Raw genomic sequence first — 18577 nt, forward strand, 5'->3', positions numbered from 1 at the left:
TAGCCCGAAGAGCGACTCGGGCTGCGAGTTGAGTGCACGTCTGTACACTCAACTGGCATGGCTGAAGTGGGAATGCGTCCCCCGGCGTCGCCGCTGCGGCGCCGGGCACTGCGCGCGGTGCGCTGGCTCTTCACTCCCCTGCGCCCGGACGACTACCTCGAGCTGATCAACCCCCTGTGGTCGACCCGGGAGCTGCGCGGGCGCGTCGAACGCGTCGAGCCCGAACGGGGTGGCGCGGCCACCGTGCTGATCCGGCCGGGCTTCGACTGGGTCGGGCACCGGCCCGGGCAGTACGTGCGGCTGGGCGTGGTCATCGACGGCGTCCACCACTGGCGCGCGTACTCGCTGACGTCGAGCCCGGACCGCGATGACGGGCTGATCTCGGTCACCCCCAAGCGGGTCGACGGCGGGGTCGTCTCGCCGTTCCTGGTCGAGCAGGTCCGCCCGGGGGAGGTCGTGCGGCTCGGCGAGGTCGAAGGATCGTTCACCCTGCCGGACCGGCTCGACCGCGGCCTGCTGTTCGTCACCGCCGGCAGCGGCATCACGCCGGTGATGAGCATGCTGCGGCACCTGGCTCCGGGCCCCGGCCTGCGCGACGTCGTCCACGTGCACTCGGCGCGGGAGGCGGACGGGGTGACGTTCGGCGACGAGCTGGCCGCGCTCGAAAAGCAGCACGAGGGTTTCCGCCTCGAACTGCGCATCACGGGCGAGGACGGCCGGTTCACCCCCGCCGACCTGGACACCCTGTGCCCGGACTGGCGTGAGCGGGAGACCTACGCCTGCGGACCCGGCGAGCTCCTGGACGCGCTGCGGGCGCACTGGAAGCGCGACGGCGACACCGGCCGGCTGCACCACGAACGGTTCCAGCCGATCGTCGGCGGCGAAGACGCCGAAGGAGCGGGCGGCACCGTGCGGTTCGCGCACCGCAACCTCGACGCGGACTGCCCGCCCGGCACCCCGATCCTCGTCGCGGGCGAGAACGCGGGCGTCGACATGCCCTTCGGCTGCCGGGTCGGGGTGTGCCACACGTGCGTGCTGCCGATCCGGGAAGGCCGGCTCCGCGACCTGCGCACGAACGCCGTCAGCGAGAAGCGCAACGAGATCGTGCGCACCTGCGTGCACGGCGCCGAAGGCCGGGTCACGGTCGAGCTCTAGGCATCGAACTCCAGGCATCGAACTCCGAACGCGAAAGGAACCCATGACCGCCCCCACGCACCCGTTCGCCCACCTGAGCGCGGACCAGCTCGACGACCTCGCCCGCGAGTTCGACGCCATCCACGACGAGGTGCGCGCCGACCTGGGCGAACGCGACCGCCGCTACATCAAGGGCGTCATCCGGCTGCACCGGCAGATCGCGGTGGCCGGCCGGGCGCTGCTGCTCGGCTCGCGGTCCAAGGTGGCCTGGACGGCGGGCACCGGCTGCCTGGCGGTCGCGAAGATCCTGGAGAACATGGAGATCGGGCACAACGTCCTGCACGGCCAGTGGGACTGGATGAACGACCCGTACATCCATTCGTCCACATGGGACTGGGACACGGCGTCGACCGCGGCGGCGTGGAAGCACTCGCACAACTACATCCACCACACGTACACGAACATCCGCGGCAAGGACAAGGATCTCGGCTACGAGATCATGCGCATCGACCCGCACCAGAAGTGGCACCCGGCGTACCTGGCGCAGCCGCTGTACAACCTGCTGCTGATGGCGTTCTTCGAATGGGGCGTCGCGGTCCACGACCTCGACGTCGAAGCCATCCGCGCCGGCGAGAAGCCGATGAAGGACGTCTGGCACGACCTCAAGGGCATCTCGGGCAAGGCCCGCGACCAGATCCTCAAGGACTACGTCGGCTGGCCGCTGGTGAGCGCGCTCGCCGCGACCGCCGTGGGCCGGCTCGTGCGTCCCGCGCCCCGCTCGCGGACCCGGCGCGGGAAGGGTGCGGTGCGGGACCGGCTCGCCGCGGCCCGCCGGGAAGGCGGTGCCACGTTCGCCGCGACGTTCTGGGCCGACTTCACCGCGAACATCATCCGCAACCTGTGGGCGCACTCGATCATCTTCTGCGGCCACTTCCCCGACCAGACCTACACGTTCGGCCAGGACGAGGTCCGCGACGAAACCCGCGGCGGCTGGTACGTCCGCCAGCTCGTCGGCGCGGCGAACATCACCGGCTCCCCGCTGTTCCACCTGCTGAGCGGCAACCTCGGTTACCAGGTCGAGCACCACCTGTTCCCGGACATGCCCAGCAGCCGCTACTCGGAGATCGCCCCGCGGGTCCGCGACATCTGCCGCCGCTACGGCCTGCCGTACAACACGGGCCCGCTGTCGAAGCAGCTCGGCACGGTGCACCGCACGATCCTGCGGCTGGCCTTCCCCGGCGGCAAGGTCCGTCCGAAGCCGGGCCCGTACCCGGGCGACGAGCTGCGGCGCGCCGCCTGAGGTCCGGACCGCCGCGGAGGTTCGACCATTCGGGCAATCGCTTCATTCTGCTCGTATCAACTCGCGGGACCTCCTACTCTCAGTGGTGTGGACGGCATCGAGAGTCTCCGGCACGCCATCGAGACGATCCCCATTCCCGGCGCCCCGCCGCGGCTGTCGCGGCAGGGTGCGGCCGTCGGGCTGGCGCTGCTGGACACCTCGCTGCGGCTCAACCACGTGCGCCGGCTGACCGAGCGGCTGACCGTCGTCGAACACGGGACCGCGCGGCGCAGCACCGAGGTCGACGTCAGCCTCAAGCTCCTCGACGAAGGCCAGCGCCAGGCGACCGCGCAGCTGCAGGACCTCATCGGGCAGGAACACGGCGAGCGCGCGGCCTCGCGCCCGGCGCGGCAACGGTCCCTGTGGGTGCCGCTGGCCCGGCTGCCGCGCCGCGACGTCTCCCCCATCGACGTCTTCGACAGCGCGGGCCAGAAACTGCCGCGGCTCACCCAGCACGAGGCGTCGCGGCTGGTCGCCGCCGGGCTCTACCGGTTGCTGCGCGGGATCCTCGCCGGCGACGAGAACGCCCAGACCGCCAAGCACGAGCTGAACACCTTCCTGTTCCAGGTGCACGAACCGCGCTGGCTCATCCAGCAGGCGCTGCTGACGCTGCTCACCGAGCGGAACCACCCGGAGGAGGAGTTCGCGCTCGCCCCGACCGGCGGCACGGTTCCCGGCTACGGGCGGCAGTGCCGGGAACTGGCGCTGGACATCCTCGAAGGCTGTGCGGACCTGCTGGTCGAGTACGCCTACCTGCTGAACGTCGCCGTCCGCGACTACATGCTGGTGGTGGCGCTGGACGACTCGGTCGAGGAACACCGGCTCAGCTACGAAACCCCGCTGCACGTCGATGCCCGGCAGCCCGTCGCGAAGGAGCAGTGGCGGCGGCTGGCCTCCAGCCGCCGCGGCTACGTCGTCAGCTACGAGACCATGATCCCGGCGACGCTGAAGTCCTACCACCTGGTGGCCGGGACCGCGCCGGAGGCCGAGATCTCCCGGATGTACCTCTCCACCGACGCCGACCAGCACCAGGTGGACGGCCTGGCCGAGGACCTGCTCTCGCTGGCCGAACGCCAGGACGCCGCCCCGCTGCAGGAAGCCGACGGCGCCCGGCACAAGATCCTGGAGCTGCAGGCCCAGACCGTGCTGCGTCGGCTGGCCGACCTGGTGCGCCGCCGCAAGTGGGAGGCCGGGCAGTCCGGGGTGGAGCTGTCCCCGCGCAGCCTGCCGGCCTGCCACCGGCTCGCCGCCGCGGCCACGACCGGCGAAGCGGTCCGGACCGACACGAACGAGCTGGACAACTCGCTGCGACGGCACCCGGAGTTCACCTCGGCCAACCTCCGCGAGGCCGCGCGCGAGCTGACCGAGCGGGAGTTCGGGCAGGACCTCGTGCTGGTCAACGGCATCACCGACAACGAGGCGCGGGCGTACTGGCGCCGCTCCGGCGGCCGCGACCCGCGCGGCGACCACGTCCGGGTGCGCGCGACCCTCGTGCTCAAGGACTCCACCAAGTCCGGCCCGCTCAACGTGACGTTCTACGCGCTGGCCGTCGCGACGGTCTCGTTCGTGCTCGGCTGGCTGCTGGTGGGCAGTCCGTGGCCGTACGGCCGGGCCGCGACCGAGGCGCTCGGCCACATCGGCGACGGCCAGTCCGTGATCACCATGTTGCTGCTGCTACCCGGTTTCCTCTACAGCCGGCTGTCGCTGCCGCCGCGCCGCACCGTGCTCGGGTACCTCGGCACGCTGCCGCAGGCGCTGGTCCAGCTCAGCATCGCGGCCGTCGCCGCGTTCGCCGCGGCCGTCGCGACCCAGAGCGGCGGGATCGTCGTGCAGGCCACCCTCACCGTCGCGGTGGGGTTACCGGTGCTGGCCGCGCTCGTGCTGTTCGGCCAGGCGTCGTGGCGCGAGTCGGCGATCCCGCTCTCGCGCATCGGGGCGCCGCGGTGGGCGGGCTCCGGCGCCTGGGACCGCCGCAAACCACTGGAAGCCGACGTCCGGTTCGACTCGTCCGGGGGGTGGTGACGGATGCGAGGCCAGCGGATCTCCGTGCGGAACGTGGCCGACCTGGCCCGGGCCGGCTTCGAGATCGCCCGGCAGCCGGTGACCAAAGTGGACTTCGAGGTGCACCACGCGATGGCCCGCCACGGCTATCTGCGCGAGCTCGTCTCCGCGGACTCCGAGAGCACGGTCTTCCTGGAGACGCTGTGCTCGGCCACGAACGGCGCCGGCGTCGTGATCGGCACCCGCACCCGCAAGCCGCTGGACGGCACCGAGGTGGTCGAGCGCGTCGACGGCCAGCAGCCGGCCGAACGCCCGCAGCAGAACGCGGGCGGCTGGGTGTTCCGCCAGACGACGTCCCCCAACCCGACGTTCATCTACGAGTCCGCCCAGCGGTTCGAGGGCCTGATCGCGATCGACCCGGCGGCGCGCGAGGTGTGCGAGTGGCACGGCCTGGCCATCCGCGACCTGGTGCGGGAGATCTCCGACGCCGCGTCCTCGCTCATCGACGCGCCGCTGCTGTCGCTGCAGTGCCCGGCCCAGCTGCCGACGGTCGTCAAGACCCGCAACCACGACCTCCGCACCCGCAAGGAGGTCGCGTCGCCGTGCGCGTCGCTGGCGATCCGGTTCGCGATCGCGCTGCGGGACGCGTCCGCGGCCGCGCGGTTCGAGCTGGCCGACCGGTTCCGGGAGCTGTGCGAGAAGCACGGCTACAGCTTCTGGCTCGCCGACACGCGGCCGGGGCACCGGCAGGGCAACTGGTTCGAGGTCTACCACGCCGACGGCGAGTTCTCCCCGCTGTACCGGGGTGACCTGCGGTCCCGCCAGCGGATCGGCGCGGTCCTGCCGGTCACGTTCGTCGGGCCGGCGCGGGTCGGCTCGACGAACGCGATCGCCTCCTTCCTGCAGCGCTACCCCCAGGTGGGGGTGGTCGGCTGCGCGGCGACGACGCTGTCGGACGTCGCGTTCGTCCACCTGCAGCTGGCGATCCACGGCGTGGCCGCGGACCGGCTGAACCGCATCCTCGGCAAGCTGCTCGGCGAGTCCACGACGCCGGCTCGGCCGCAGAAGCTGCTGCGCGAGCTGTTCAAGCGCCTCGGCCTGCCGCCGGACCCCGACGGCCCGGGGCCGGCCGCCAAGGACCCGACCGGCGACTACCAGACGTTCACCGGTCCCGCCTTCGTCAACCGCCCGTACCAGATGCCCGACTGCATGGCGGTGTGGGTGTCGTGGGAGATCGCCCGCCAGCACCGGGGGCTGGCCGCCCCGCTGGACTGCCTCTACCGCGCGCTGGCCCAGGTGGCGCCCTCGGTGTCCCCGGGCACCACGGGCTCGGCGGGCGACCTCGCCACCGTCGAGTACCTCATCTGCCGCGCGACCGAGCAGTCCGTGGTGCGGGGCAAGGCGAAGCTGGCGGTGCCGAAGTCGGTCCTGCGCCAGTTCTCCTCGGGCGGCGCCGAGCTGCCCGCGTCCAAGCTGTGCGCGGCGCTGGAGGAGGCGTGGAAGGCCCACGTGGACCAGTCCGGTGTGGACGGGGTGAGCGAGCTGACCGTGGCCTGGCGCGAATCCTGGCTGGGCCACTGGACCTATTCCTAGCCGAAGAACGCGCTTAGCTCCCGCGCCACGACGAGCGGCGCGCCGTCGTTCTCCGGCCCCGAATGGCCGAGTCCCGGCAACGTACGGCTTTGCGCGTGCGGGAGTACCTCGGCGAGTTTCCGCAGGGCGCGGCCCAGGTAGTCCGCGCTCTTGGTGCCGCCGAGGAGCAACACCCGTGTCTCGAGCTTCGCGTAGTCCATGACCGTGTCGGCCACCTCGTCGATCAGCTCGATGTCGTAGTGCAGCGTCGGGATGAGCGCGGCGATCGGTGACCCGCTGCCCTGCAGCCGCGCGCCGACGGACAGGGCGGGCACCAGGGCGAAGCGGGGAACCCGGCTGAACAGCGACGGTTCGGTGGCCAGCCCCTTCATGCCCGTGACCAGTGCGGCCGACGTCTTCCCGGCGGCGATCTCGCGGTCGAAGCGCGCCAGCCAGTCCGTCGGCACCGACCCGTCGATCGACAGCGGCGGCTCGTACAGCGCGATCCGGTCCAGGCCCGGCGTGACCAAGGCCGTGCGCAGGGCGACCAGTGCACCCGAACTCAGGCCGAAGACTCGCGACGCGCCGGTCGCGGTGATGAGCGCTCGCAGGTCTTCGACCTCCCGCTCGACGCGGGAGCCGGCGCCGTGCGGACCGCTCAGCCCGCGGCCGCGCCGGTCGGGTATGTGGACGGTGAACTCCCCCGCCAGCGCGTCGGCCAGCTTCGAGAAGTCCTGCGACGCCAGCATTCCGCCGTGGAGGAGGATCACCGCGGGGCCGTCGCCGAGGGTGCGGTAGCCGATCGTGGTGCCGTCGGCCGAAACGACTTCGTCGCTCATCGCGCCTCCCCCGCGACCGGGACGAACCTGCGCAGGGCCTGCTTGCCGGCCTCCACCGCCGCGTTCCCGCGGGCCAGCAGGTCGTGCTGGTAGTCCCGAAGAGCTTTGTGAAGGTCCCCTCCCTCGGCCAGCAACGCGCTCAGCTGCACGGCGTCCTGCATCGCGGTCATGGCGCCGTTGCCGCCGCTGGCCAGCGTCTGGTGCGCGGCGTCGCCCAGCAGCGTCACGCGGCTCACCGGCCAGGGCGGCATCGGCCGGTCGAAGACCTTCGAGCGGCCGACGCTGCTCAGGTCGGCGCTCTTGATCAGGTCGAGGAGGTCGGGGTGCCAGCCGTCGATCAGCTCCAGCACCAGTTCGCGGGCGTCCTCCCCGGACGGCGGGGTGGCCGGCGGGACGAGCAGGACCCACCGCACGTAGCTTTCCCGGTGCGGCATGGGCAGCCCGGGAGCGAGTTCGGCGGCCGCCGCGGAGGGCTCGCGGTCGAACTCCATCCGGCCCAGCATCAACGTGATCTCGGGTCCCTTGACCATCGTGCCGCGGCCCGGGACGAGCCGGCGGAAGCGCTCGGTGATGGGCGTGCGTCCCATCGCCCCGCAGAGGTCGGCGTCGACGAGCCCGACCTCGGGCACCAGCCGGCGCCGCACCGCGGAGCTGCCGCCGTCGGCGCCGACCAGGACGTCACCCGTGGCGCTGGTCCCGTCGGCGAAGAAGGCGGTGACGGTGTCGGCGTCGGTAAAGCTCTTCAGCCGTTTTTTGAAGGTGACGCGGTCGCCCAACTCGCCGAGCAGGACCTGCCGCAGTACTTGCCGGTCGAACGCTCTCGACGTCTCCGGGCCGGGCAGGTCGCTGCTGAGCAAGGTGAGCTGCTCGTCGAAGAGCAGTCCCGGCCCGGTCAGGCTGCCGCTGGCGGCCTCGGCGAGCGCGTAGAGCCGCGGCGGCAAGCTCGCGCGCAGGGCGTCCATCGCCGGCGGCGCCAGGGCGATCCGGTAGCCCTGGGTGCGTTCGCCGGTCCCGTCGTCGGCCTCGAACACGCGGACGTCGAGGCCCGCGCGGACCAGGGCGTGCGCGAGGGTCAGCCCGCCCAGCCCGGCGCCGATCACCAGAATTCTTGTCATCATGATCCCCCATCTCCAGGTGAACAACGTTCACGTGTACATTGTTCACGTAGCCGGGGCGGTACTGTCAAGCCCGGATTTTTGGAGGACTTTCGTGGGGCAGCGACGCACCGAGGTACTGCAGGCGGCCATCGAGCTGCTCGACGAGGCCGGCCTGGACGCCCTCACGATGCGGCTCCTGGCGAGCCGGCTCGGGGTGCGCGCGAGTGCCCTGTACCGGCACTACCCGAGCAAGCAGGCCCTGCTCGACGCGATGGTCGCGCACCTGGTGAGCTCCGGCGCCACGCCGCCCGCAGGGTCCTGGGAGGAGGCGTTGCGCGGCGCGGCATCGGGCCTGCGCGAGGTGATGCTGGCCCACCGCGACGGCGCCCGGCTGATCTCGGGCTTCCACCACCCGGGCGACGAGGCGATCGCGGCGTTCTCGTACCTGATCGGCGCGTTGGCCGGCGCGGGTGTGCCGGTCGGGACGGCGACGGTCGCGGTGGACACCGTTCTGGCCTACGCCAACGGTTTCACGATCGAGGAGCAGGCACGGAAGACCGGGTGGCCGCGGGAGGAGCGGGACCGGGCGTTCGAGTGCGGGCTCGATCTGATCATGGCCGGTATCCGGGGTTCCCTGCCGTCGTGACCCCGGTCGACGACGAAGGGCGCCTTCCTCTCGACATCCGAGAGGAAGGCGCCCGGCCGAGCAGCTCCTGGTGCTAGAGCGCCTTCTTCACATCTCGGCCGCGGTCGGCGGCAGCGGAGCCGCCGATGTCGGACTCGATCGCCGCCGTCACGATGCGGTTGCGGTCCCCGCTCGACAGCACTCCGTTGCCGACCAGTTCCTGCGTCACCGCCTTAACGTGCTTGACGAACCGGTCGTGCGACGCGTACTCCGCGTCCGCGTCGATGACGTCGTTGAGCGTGCAGCCGTTGCCGATGTCGATGTTCTCCACCTGGCTGTCGACCTCGCCGATCACCACCGTCTCGCGGAGGTCCGATTCCGGGCAGGCGTCCGGTGGCGGCGGGGTCGCGACCACCGTGAAGGTGCCGGACACCTCCGGCGCGACGTTCCCGGCGACGTCCGTGGCCCGGGAACGCACCGTGTGCGCACCGAGTGCGGTCACCACCACCGGGGCGGTGTACCGGGTCCACGCTCCACTGTCCAGTTTGTACTCGACGGAGTCCACACCGGACTCGGCGTCGGTGGCGGTCACCGTCACCGTCGCCCGGCCGATGTAGGACCAGTCGCCGCCCTGGTTGCCACCCACCATCACCGTCAGCACCGGTGCCGTCGTGTCGCCGCCGGCGACCACCGTGAACGACACGCTCCCCGCGGCGGACGAGTTCCCCGCCACGTCACGAGCGCGGTAGCCCACCGTGTGCGCGCCGGGGGCGGTAACCGCCACCGAGGCCGTGTAAGCGGTCCACGCGCCGCCGTCCACCTGGTACTCGACCGCGGCGACCCCGGACCCGGTGTCCGAAGCCACGACCGTGACGGTCGCCTTGCCGACGTAGCTGCCGGCGTCGTCCTTCGTGCCGGCCACCGAAGCCGTGACGATCGGCGGGGTCGTGTCGCTCTTCACCACGGTGAAGTGGGACATGCCCTCCGGTGACGTGTTCCCGGCGGCATCGGTCGCCCGGAAGTGGAACATATGCTCGCCCGCGCCGGTCACCGCGACCGGTGCGGTGTAGGCGGTCCACGCCCCGCCGTCCAGCTGGTACTCGACCGAAGCGACCGTCGAGTCGGCGTCGGTCGCGGTCAGCTTGACCGTGGCGACGTCGACGTAGCTGCCCGAGGAGTCCTGCGTACCGCTGATCGCGGCGGTCACCGTGGGCGGGGTCGTGTCCCCCTGCCCTTCGACGATCGTGAAGTGCTCCATGCCCTCTGCGGACGCATTCCCGGCGACGTCGGTGGCACGGTAGTGGAACATGTGCATGCCCACGGCGGACACCACGACCGGCGCCGCGTAGGGGGTCCAGGTCCCGCCGTCGAGCTGGTATTCGACCGAGGCCACGCCGGAGCCCGCGTCCGTCGCGGACAGGGAAACCGTGGCCGACTCGATGTAGTTGCCGGACGGATCCTTGTCCCCCGCGACCACGGCCGTCACGGTCGGCGGGGTCGTGTCGCCGGTGCCGTCGGACACGACGAACTCGCCGACCATCGTGGTGTGGCCGGGGATCGTGCAGAAGTAGCGGTACTTGCCGGGGGTGAGCGTCACGACCGCCTCGTGCCGGCCGTTCTGCGGGTCGAACGGGTTGGCCAGGACGTTCAGCGAGACGTCGTGGTTGTAGCCCGGCGTCGACGTGTCGAACGTCAGGGTGTGCGACATCCCCGTCGTGTTGCCGGTGGCTTCGCTGTTCTCGAAGACGATCGTGGTTTCGCCGGGCAGCGCCCCGGTGGGCGCGGACGCGTATTCGGTGGTGCTGTTGTTCGCGGTCCAGGTCAGCGTCTGGACCGGCGCCGCCACCGCGGGCGTGGCCGCCAGCCCGGACAAGGCCAGCAACCCGGCCAGCAGCACTGTGATCAAGCGTGGAGGGGACATCGCCGGAGGAACCTTCCTGTGAGGGATGGGGGCCGGGCGCGTGCCCGGCCCCCATCGCGCTACAGCTGCCGCACCCGGATGTTGCGGAACTCGATCAGGTCGTTGTCACTGTGGTTCTGCAGCCCGATGAACCCGCTGACGAACTGCCGCAGGTCGGTCGGCGGGTCCCCGGCGCGCGAGGACTGCTGACCCGGCGTGTTGTCGAACTCGTTGATCACCACGCCGTTGCGGATCATCGTGTAGTGCTGCCCGACGACCTTGATCTCGTACTCGTTCCACGTGCCCTTCGGCCGGGCACCCGCCTGGTCGAGCGGGCGCGGGTCGAAGTTGTAGACCGACCCGGTCTTCTGCGGTTCGCCGGAGTCGCCGTCGTAGATCTGGATCTCGTGACCGCAGTAGATCGCGACCCACGCCTGCGAGTCCCGCGCCGACCCGACCGTGCCGCAGCTGCCCGGCGGCCGCTGGGCCAGGGGTGTCCGCGGATCCGGGAACCGGACGAAGACGCCGCTGTTGGCCCGGTTCGGATCCGGGGCGATGTCCTTGAACTGCACCTTCACCGAGAAGTCGGTGAACTGCCGCTGGGCGTACCAGAGCATGCCCAGCCCGCCGGCCGACCGGATCGACCCGTCGGGTTGGAGGGTGAACTGCCCGGAAGGCGCCTGTTCCCAGCCGCGCAGCGACGCCGCCGTGCCGTCGAAGATCGCGTCGTAGCCGGTGGTGCCCGGCTTCCCGATCGGCGACGCCTCGGCCGCGGCGTTCAGCTCGGCCGACTCGTCGTCGTTGATGACGCCGATGTCCGTGAGCGTCTCGGTGGCCTGCTCGACGTGGTTGACGAAGGCCGCGTGCGTGCTCCACGTGCTTTCGTCGTCGATGAAGTCGTCCACCGAGCACCCGCCGCCCGCGTTGCGGTTCGGCACCTTCGTGATCTGGTCGCCGAGTGTCACCACCGGGCTCGGATCGGCCACGACGCACCCGACGTTCACCGCGGTCCGCGTGGTCACCGCCTCGCCGTCCGCGTAGGTCACGGTCAGCTTGGCGGTGAAGATCCCGGTCCGCGGGTAGGTGTGCCGCGGGTCGGCCTGGGTGGACACCGAGCCGTCGCCGAACTCCCAGCGGTAGGAGACGCCGCCGGACTTCGACCCGGTGAACGCCGCCGTCAGCGCCTTGTTCTGCACCAGCACCGACGACGCCGCCGGCGCCGGGGTCGGCGCGCCGCCGGTGTAGCTGATCTTCAGCAGCTTCTGGTTCTGGTCCAGGGAGAAGAACCCGTTGCCGTAGTCGAGCACGTACAGCGCGCCGTCCGGCCCGAACTTGGCGTCCATCCAGCTCTGCACCTTGGTGTCCCCCGCGCCGCCGGGGATGATCTGCCGGAACGTCTCGGCGAACACCGGCGGCTGGTGCGTCGGCACGCCCGCCGGGTCGACGGTCACCGCGACGCGGTTCTGCGAGTTGGACTCGTCGCCGATGAACCACTTGTTGTCCCAGTACGCCGGCCACGCGACGCCGCTGTTCGTGTTGACCAGCGAACGGTGGTACGTCGGCCCGGACATGATCGCCTGGCCGCCGCCCCGCAGGTACGGCTGGGTGTAGGTGGCGTCCGCCGCGTTGTACGTCGGAATGGACGAGCCCGGCCGCTTCGGGAAGACCGGGCCGCCGCCGTCGGGCGAATACCAGATCATGTTGTCCTTGATCGGCGGCAGGTTGACCAGGCCCGTGTTGCGCGGCGAGGTGTTGACCGGGTTGTCGCAGTCGTACCAGCCGGTCAGCTCCGCGGCGTTCGTGCTGCTGCGGTCGCGGTAGGGCTGTCGGTTGCCCATGCAGTACGGCCAGCCGTGGTTGCCCGCCTCGGTGATGATCGTCGCCGTCTCGTACTTCGCCGGGCCGAGCTCCGGGCTCGGCGACGACGCGTCCGGACCGACCCAGCCCGCCGTCATCCAGTTGTGCACGGGGTCGATCTGCAGCCGCGAGATGTTGCGGACGCCCATCACGTAGATCTCCGGGCGCGTCTTGTCCGCGGGCCCGTTCGGGAACAGGTTGCCCGCCGGGATCGTGTAGGTCCCGTTCGCCTCCGGGTGGATGCGCAGGATCTTGCCGCCGAGGTCGTTCGTGTTGCCCGCCGTGCGGCGCGCGTCCTGGAACGAGAGGCCCTTGTAGTCGAGCGTCCAGTTGTTGCCCGAGTAGCCGTTCGAACCGCCCGAGGAGTTGTTGTCCCCGGAGCCGACGTAGAGGTTGCCGTCCTTGTCGAACGCCATGCCGCCACCGGCGTGGCAGCAGCTGTGGATCTGCACGTCCCAGGACAGCAGGTCCTTGCGCGTGGCCTGGTCGAGCGTCTGCGCGGTGGCGTTGTAGGTGAACCGCGAGATCGTGCGCTTGCCGATCCGCTTGTCGCGGTCGATGGACGCGTGCGGCATCCAGTAGGCGTACATGAAGCCGTTCTCGGTGAACTTCGGGTCGAGCGTCAGGCCGAGCAGGCCCTCTTCGTTCTTGACGAGCTCGTCACCGCTGCCGCGGTTGCCCATCACCGGCAACGTCGTGAGCAGCTTGACCTTCTTGGTGGCCGGGTCCCACTGGTGGACCGTGCCGCAGCCGAGGCCGACGTTCGGGTCGTCCCAGCTGACGATCGGCCCGGTCGGGCAGGCCGCCTTGCCGATGTAGAACACCTTGCCGTCCGGGGCGATGGTGAGCCCGTGCGGCTCGCCGATCTGGTCGAGCTGCCCGGCCGCGTTCTTGCCGGTCAGCCGCTCGATCTTGTAGTTCGCGGCGATCCCGGCCTGGCAGTCGCCGCGGACCATGCCGGTCGTCCAGCGCAACGCGCCGAGCAGGTGCTTGCGGAACTGGTCTTCGCCGTAGGAGGCGTCGGTGCGGCCCATGCCGGTGTAGAAGGAGCGGCCGCCGTCGTAGTCGCGGCACCACGAGATCGGGTGGAACGCGCCGTTGGCGCCGACGCCCGGGTTGTAGCCCTTCTCCTCGACCTGCGCGACGGTGTGGACGGTGCCCACCGGGTTCGACTCCCAGTTGAGCCACCGGTCGGTCCGCGTCCAGTTCTGCGGCAGTCCGGCGGTGGCCGGGTGCTGGGCGTCGAGGACGTCGACGACGGCCTGCTGTGGTGCCGGTTCGGGCGGCGGCGGAGTCGTCGAGGTGTCCTTGAACAGCTTGAGGTCGGCGAGCTGGATCAGCGGCTCACCCGAGTTCGCGGTGATGTTCAGCCGGTAGTTCGGGTACACCGTGGTGTTGGCGAAGGTGAACGTCCGGGTCTGGAACCGGTCGGTGAACACCTCGTTCGTCCGCGTGTCCAGGTCGGTCCAGGTGGCGCCGTCCGCCGAACCCTGGAGGGTCCAGTTCTTCGGGTCGCGGCCGGGGAAGTCGTTCGCCGACACCAGCGAGTAGCTGCTGACCGCGACCGGGGTGGCCATCTTGTAGGCCGCCCAGCCGGTCGTCGCGAACGTCAGCCACTTGGTGTTCTCGTTGTTGTCGGCCAGTTTCTCCTTGGTCTCGTTCGGCGGGTTCTCCGCGCTCGCGGTCACCGACGCCACCGCTTCGGGCGTCGGGCGCGCGCCGACCGGGCGTGCGCCGATCAGCCCGGTGAACCACTGGGACGAGTCCTGCGCGCGGGCCGCGTCGGAGATGCCGAGGAACCCGCCGCCGGCCTTCATGTAGGCCTGCAGCGCGGCTTCCTGCTCACGCGCGAGCGTCACGCCCTGCGCGGACAGGAACACCACACCGCGGTACCGGGCGAGGTTCGCCGTGCTGAAGACGGCGGGGTCGGACGACGCCGTCACCGTGATGCCGTTGTCCGACCCGAGCCGCGCGATCGCGTCCGCCGCGCGCAGCACCGGGTCCTTCTGGTCGCCGGCCGCGCCGTGGAAGACCAGCACGTTCACCGGGACGTTCACCGCCGGGGCCGCCTGGGCCACCGGCATCGTGATCAGCGGGGCCCCGGCCGCGAGGACCGCCCCGATGGCGAGCACGAGCGCCCCGCGCCTGCCGAACCATCGTCGTTTCATGGCTCCCCTCCTAAGAATGCGTGTGGGCGTCGGGATTCGTCTCGTGCCCGGAATGGCCGTGCATCTTGAAGCGGTCGATCGCGTCCTGCGCCCCGGCCGGCAGCCCGCCGTCGGGGTTGCGGACCAGGAAGAGGCCCACCATGCCGCCGTCGGAGTGGGTCTGGACGTGGCAGTGGTACATCCACACCCCCGGCCCGACCCCCTCGCCGGCGATCACCTGGAAGCCGAACGAGCTGCCCGGGTCGAGGTTCTTGTTGTCGACGATCTGGGCGTTGTCGGTGGCACTGCTCAACATCCCGGTGCGGGTGTCGGCCCAGCGGTGCCCGTGCAGGTGGAACGTGTGCGGCAGGCTGCCGTACCCGACGCAGATCCATTCGACGCGCTCGCCGAGCCGCGCCTCGAACATCGGGGTGTCGGGCGCCATCTCGTGGTTGATCATCATCTCGTTGAACACGACGGTGTACTGCTTGCTGGGCAAGAGATCGCCGCGCTTGCGCACGATCAGCCCGCCGTAGAGCCCGCGGGCGAGGCCGCCGGTGCCGTGGTCGGTGCCCATCGCGTGGTCGTGGTAGTGCCAGTAGCCGGCGCTGCCCGGCATCCAGAACCCGCCGCTCGCCTCGTACCGGGTCCGCGTCTTCCAGGTGTAGGTCCGCGTCTCGTGCGGGTTGTTGAACGACGCGTTGAGCGGGGCGCCGTCGGACTCGGTGTCGTAGATGACTCCGTGCGGGTGGATCGACAGCCGCTGGTCGGTCGTGTTGACCAGTTCGATCTCGAGGGTGTCGGCCTCGTAGATCTCCAGCAGCGGTCCGGGGATCGTCGCTTTGCCCGGCTCCAGGCCGTAGCCGTAGAGGCCGCCGGGAAGCGCTTCCGCGTAGATCGTGATCTTGCGGGTCAGACCCGCCGCCGATGCCGAATCGGCGCCGACGCCGATGGCGGGCACGAGCACCCCCGCGGCGGTTCCGGCCAGCATCGACCGACGTGACACTCGCATGTGCTTCCCCCGGGGGTCAGAACCGAACGGTGCGGAGGTACTCGAAGCCGACCTTGGCGGTGCCCAACGGGTCGGCCGGCTGGTCGTGCTCGACGATGTATTCGCCGATGTTGTGGCAGGACGCGGCGAAGATGCGCGGGAAGTTGATGACCCCCGCGCCCGGGTCGACCATCTGGCCGTCCGCGGTCCGGTCCTTCACGTGGTACTGCGTGACGCGCGGGTAGTTGCGCCGGAACAGCTCGACCGGGTCCGCGCCGCCGTTGACCGCCCAGAAGAGGTCGATCTCCAGGTGGACGTCCCGCTTGTTCGTCTTCGCGGTGAGCACGTCGTACGGGAGGACGCCGTCGATCGGGTGGAACTCGTGGTCGTGGTTGTGGTAGCCGAGCGCGAGCCCGGCCTTCTTGAAGGTGACCGCGGCGGTGTTCATCCGGCCCGCGAAGGCCTCCCACTCGGCGATGGTGCCGAAGTTCGCGTACGGCACCACGACGGAGCGGTTGCCGAGGACCTTCGCGTCGGCGATGACCTGGTTCAGGTCGCCGTCGATGCCGACGTGCGTCGAGGTGGCCTTGAGGTGGTTGCGGTCGAGGATGGCGCGGAACTCGGTGGCGCTGCGGCCGTACGTCCCGGCCAGCTCGACCTTCCGGTAGCCGATGTCGGCCAGCGCGGAGAGCGTGCCTTCGGGGTCGTTCTGCAGCAGGGAACGCAGGGAGTAGAGCTGGATGCTGATCTTGTCGACCGGGACCCGCTGCCGGGCCGATGACGCGCTCGCGGAGCCGGGGAGGGCCACCGCCGCCGCCCCCACGGTGAGGGCCGCTGTCGCCACGTTCAGGAACGTCCTTCGGGAGTGCTGTTCTGGCAAGTCACCGCACATGGAACTCCCTCATCTCTGGTTGCTGAAAGCCGCGTCGAAAGCCGCCGACGGCTGGTCGAACAGGTGCTCGCGCAGGTACTTCACCGCCTCCGCCGCGCCGCGGAGGCGGTCCATCCCGGCGTCTTCCCACTCCACCGAGACGGGACCGGCGTAGCCGATCGAGTTCAGCGCCCGGAAGCAGTCCTCCCACGGGACGTCGCCGTGGCCGACGGACACGAAGTCCCAGCCCCGGCGCGGATCGGCCCAGGCCAGGTGCGAGCCGAGCCGTCCGTTGCGGCCGTCGAGGCGCTTGCGGGTGTCCTTGCAGTCGACGTGGTAGATCCGGTCGGCGAAGTCGAGGATGAACCCGACCGGGTCGAGGTCCTGCCAGACGAAGTGCGACGGGTCCCAGTTCAGCCCGAACGCGGGCCGGTTGCCGACGGCGTCCAGCGCGCGCCGGGTCGTCCAGTAGTCGTACGCGATCTCCGACGGGTGCACCTCGTGCGCGAACCGGACGCCCACCTCGTCGAAGACGTCGAGGATCGGGTTCCAGCGGCGGGCGAAGTCCGCGTAACCGTCATCGATGACATCGCGCCCGACCGGCGGGAACATCGCCACGTACTTCCAGATCTTCGAGCCCGTGAACCCGATGACCGTGTCCACGCCGAGCTTCGCCGCCGCCCGCGCGGTGTCGGCCATCTCGGCCGCGGCCCGCTGCCGGACGCCCTCGGGTTCACCGTCGCCCCACACCCGCTGCGGGACAATGGCTTTGTGGCGGTCGTCGATCGGGTCGTCGCAGACGGCCTGGCCGACGAGGTGGTTCGAGATCGCCCACACCTTGAGGCCGTGCTCGGCGAGCAGCGCCAGCCGCCCCGGCACGTAGTCCTCTTCGGACAGTGCGCGGTCGACTTCGAAGTGGTCGCCGGAGCAGGCGATCTCGAGGCCGTCGTACCCCCAGTCCGCCGCGAGCTTGCAAACTTCGGTGAACGGCAGGTCCGCCCACTGGCCGGTGAACAGCGTGACCGGACGGCTCATTTCGTTTCCTCCACCGCGGTCCACTTCGCTTCTCCGGCCGCGCTTTCCTCGACCGCGGCCAGCACGCGCTGGACGCGCAGGCCGTCGTCGAAGCCCGGCGCCGGATCGGTGCCCGCGCCGATGGCTTCCAGGAGGTCGGCGACCTCGTTGGTGAACGTGTGCTCGTAGCCGAGCAGGTGGCCCGGCGGCCACCACACCCCGACGTACGGGTGGTCCGGTTCGGTGACGAGGATCCGCCGGAACCCGGCTTCGGTGCCGGTCCCCTCGTACCACTGGAGCTCGTTCATCGACTCGAAGTCGAACGCCAGGCTCGCCTTCGACCCGTTGACCTCGAGCCGCATCGCGTTCTTGCGGCCCAGCGCGAACCGGGTCGCCTCGAAGCTCGCCACGGCTCCCCCGGAAAGCCGTGCCAAGAACAACGCGGTGTCGTCGACCGTCACGTCGTCCGTCCCGCCGTTTTCGCCCGGCCGCTGCTTCACGAAGGTGTTCGTCAGCGCCGAGACGCCGGTGACCACTTCGCCGGTGACGAACTGCGCGGCGTCGACGATGTGCGCGCCGAGGTCGCCCAGCGCGCCCGAGCCGGCGGTCTCCTTCCGCAGCCGCCAGGTCATCGGCGACCGCGGATCGGAGAGCCAGTCCTGCAGGTACACCGACCGCACGTGCCGGATCTCGCCGAGCGCCCCGCTTTCGACCAGCTTCCTGGCGTGCGCGAGGGCGGGCACCCGGCGGTAGTTGAACGCCACCATGGCCCGTACCCCGCGGTCACGGGCCCGCCGCGCGGCCTCGGCCATCGCTTCGGCCTCCGCGACCGAGTTGGCCAGGGGCTTTTCGCACAGCACGTGCTTCCCGGCCTCCAGCGCGGCGATCGCGATCTCGGCGTGGCTGTCGCCCGGCGTGCAGATGTCGACCAGGTCGACGTCGTCGCGGGCGATCAGCTTCCGCCAGTCGGTCTCGACGGCTTCCCAGCCGAACCGCTGCGCCGCCGCCGTGGCCCGGGTCTCGTCGCGGCCGGCGAGCACGGCGAGCCTCGGGACCAGCGGTGGGTCGAAGAACCGGTGGACGCTGCGCCACGCGTGGGAGTGCACCGCACCCATGAACGCGTGGCCCACCATGCCGATCCCGATCGTTGCCCGTGCCGCGGACATACCCCTCCTCTGGTTTGGGTGGAA

The 18577-nt window shown here is 70.7% G+C and carries 13 protein-coding genes; 5 read left to right on the forward strand and 8 right to left on the reverse strand.

Annotation, left to right across the window (positions count from 1 at the left end; genetic code table 11):
• Positions 1–57 precede the first annotated feature (57 nt).
• The 4 genes from ACZ7OU_RS36535 (at position 58) to ACZ7OU_RS36550 (ending at position 6067) form a co-directional block, all read left to right on the forward strand.
• Positions 58–1155, forward strand: a complete 1098-nt coding sequence (locus tag ACZ7OU_RS36535) for a ferredoxin reductase (protein WP_470258740.1) — start codon at positions 58–60, stop codon at positions 1153–1155.
• A gap of 43 nt (positions 1156–1198) precedes the next feature.
• The gene (locus ACZ7OU_RS36540) at positions 1199–2434 is read left to right on the forward strand and encodes a fatty acid desaturase family protein (protein ID WP_470242895.1); all 1236 of its coding nucleotides are present in this window, start codon (positions 1199–1201) and stop codon (positions 2432–2434) included.
• Between the two features lie 87 nt (positions 2435–2521).
• Positions 2522–4495 carry a hypothetical protein gene (locus ACZ7OU_RS36545; protein ID WP_470258741.1) on the forward strand — a complete coding sequence of 658 codons (1974 nt, stop codon included), beginning with the start codon at positions 2522–2524 and terminating at the stop codon, positions 4493–4495.
• A gap of 3 nt (positions 4496–4498) precedes the next feature.
• The gene (locus ACZ7OU_RS36550) at positions 4499–6067 is read left to right on the forward strand and encodes a hypothetical protein (protein ID WP_470242897.1); all 1569 of its coding nucleotides are present in this window, start codon (positions 4499–4501) and stop codon (positions 6065–6067) included.
• On the opposite strand, the gene ACZ7OU_RS36555 is transcribed toward ACZ7OU_RS36550, so the two are convergent.
• Positions 6064–6885, reverse strand: a complete 822-nt coding sequence (locus ACZ7OU_RS36555; RefSeq protein ID WP_470258742.1) for an alpha/beta fold hydrolase — start codon at positions 6883–6885, stop codon at positions 6064–6066. The genes ACZ7OU_RS36550 and ACZ7OU_RS36555 overlap by 4 nt on opposite strands.
• Positions 6882–8003, reverse strand: a complete 1122-nt coding sequence (locus tag ACZ7OU_RS36560) for an FAD-dependent oxidoreductase (protein ID WP_470258743.1) — start codon at positions 8001–8003, stop codon at positions 6882–6884. Before ACZ7OU_RS36560 ends, ACZ7OU_RS36555 begins: the two co-directional genes overlap by 4 nt.
• A 91-nt stretch (positions 8004–8094) precedes the next feature.
• Between ACZ7OU_RS36560 and ACZ7OU_RS36565 the strand changes: the two genes are divergently transcribed.
• The gene (locus tag ACZ7OU_RS36565) at positions 8095–8628 is read left to right on the forward strand and encodes a TetR/AcrR family transcriptional regulator C-terminal domain-containing protein (RefSeq protein WP_470258744.1); all 534 of its coding nucleotides are present in this window, start codon (positions 8095–8097) and stop codon (positions 8626–8628) included.
• A gap of 73 nt (positions 8629–8701) precedes the next feature.
• On the opposite strand, the gene ACZ7OU_RS36570 is transcribed toward ACZ7OU_RS36565, so the two are convergent.
• The 6 genes from ACZ7OU_RS36570 to ACZ7OU_RS36595 form a co-directional block, all read right to left on the reverse strand.
• The gene (locus ACZ7OU_RS36570) at positions 8702–10504 is read right to left on the reverse strand and encodes a cupredoxin domain-containing protein (RefSeq protein ID WP_470259036.1); all 1803 of its coding nucleotides are present in this window, start codon (positions 10502–10504) and stop codon (positions 8702–8704) included.
• A gap of 83 nt (positions 10505–10587) precedes the next feature.
• A complete protein-coding gene (locus ACZ7OU_RS36575) occupies positions 10588–14532 on the reverse strand; it encodes a ThuA domain-containing protein (protein WP_470258745.1) in 3945 nt (1314 codons plus the stop codon).
• A 10-nt stretch (positions 14533–14542) separates the two neighbouring features.
• Complete coding sequence (locus ACZ7OU_RS36580) at positions 14543–15502, reverse strand: multicopper oxidase domain-containing protein (protein ID WP_470258746.1); 960 nt, start codon at positions 15500–15502, stop codon at positions 14543–14545.
• 37 nt (positions 15503–15539) lie between these two features.
• The gene (locus ACZ7OU_RS36585; RefSeq protein WP_470258747.1) at positions 15540–16394 is read right to left on the reverse strand and encodes a TIM barrel protein; all 855 of its coding nucleotides are present in this window, start codon (positions 16392–16394) and stop codon (positions 15540–15542) included.
• Between the two features lie 9 nt (positions 16395–16403).
• Positions 16404–17408 (reverse strand): sugar phosphate isomerase/epimerase family protein, encoded by a 1005-nt coding sequence (locus ACZ7OU_RS36590; RefSeq protein ID WP_470258748.1) that lies wholly within the window; start codon positions 17406–17408, stop codon positions 16404–16406.
• Positions 17405–18553 (reverse strand): Gfo/Idh/MocA family protein, encoded by a 1149-nt coding sequence (locus ACZ7OU_RS36595; protein WP_470258749.1) that lies wholly within the window; start codon positions 18551–18553, stop codon positions 17405–17407. Before ACZ7OU_RS36595 ends, ACZ7OU_RS36590 begins: the two co-directional genes overlap by 4 nt.
• Between the last annotated feature and the right edge of the window lie 24 nt (positions 18554–18577).

The sequence above is a fragment of the Amycolatopsis sp. NPDC114505 genome, from assembly GCF_055633615.1.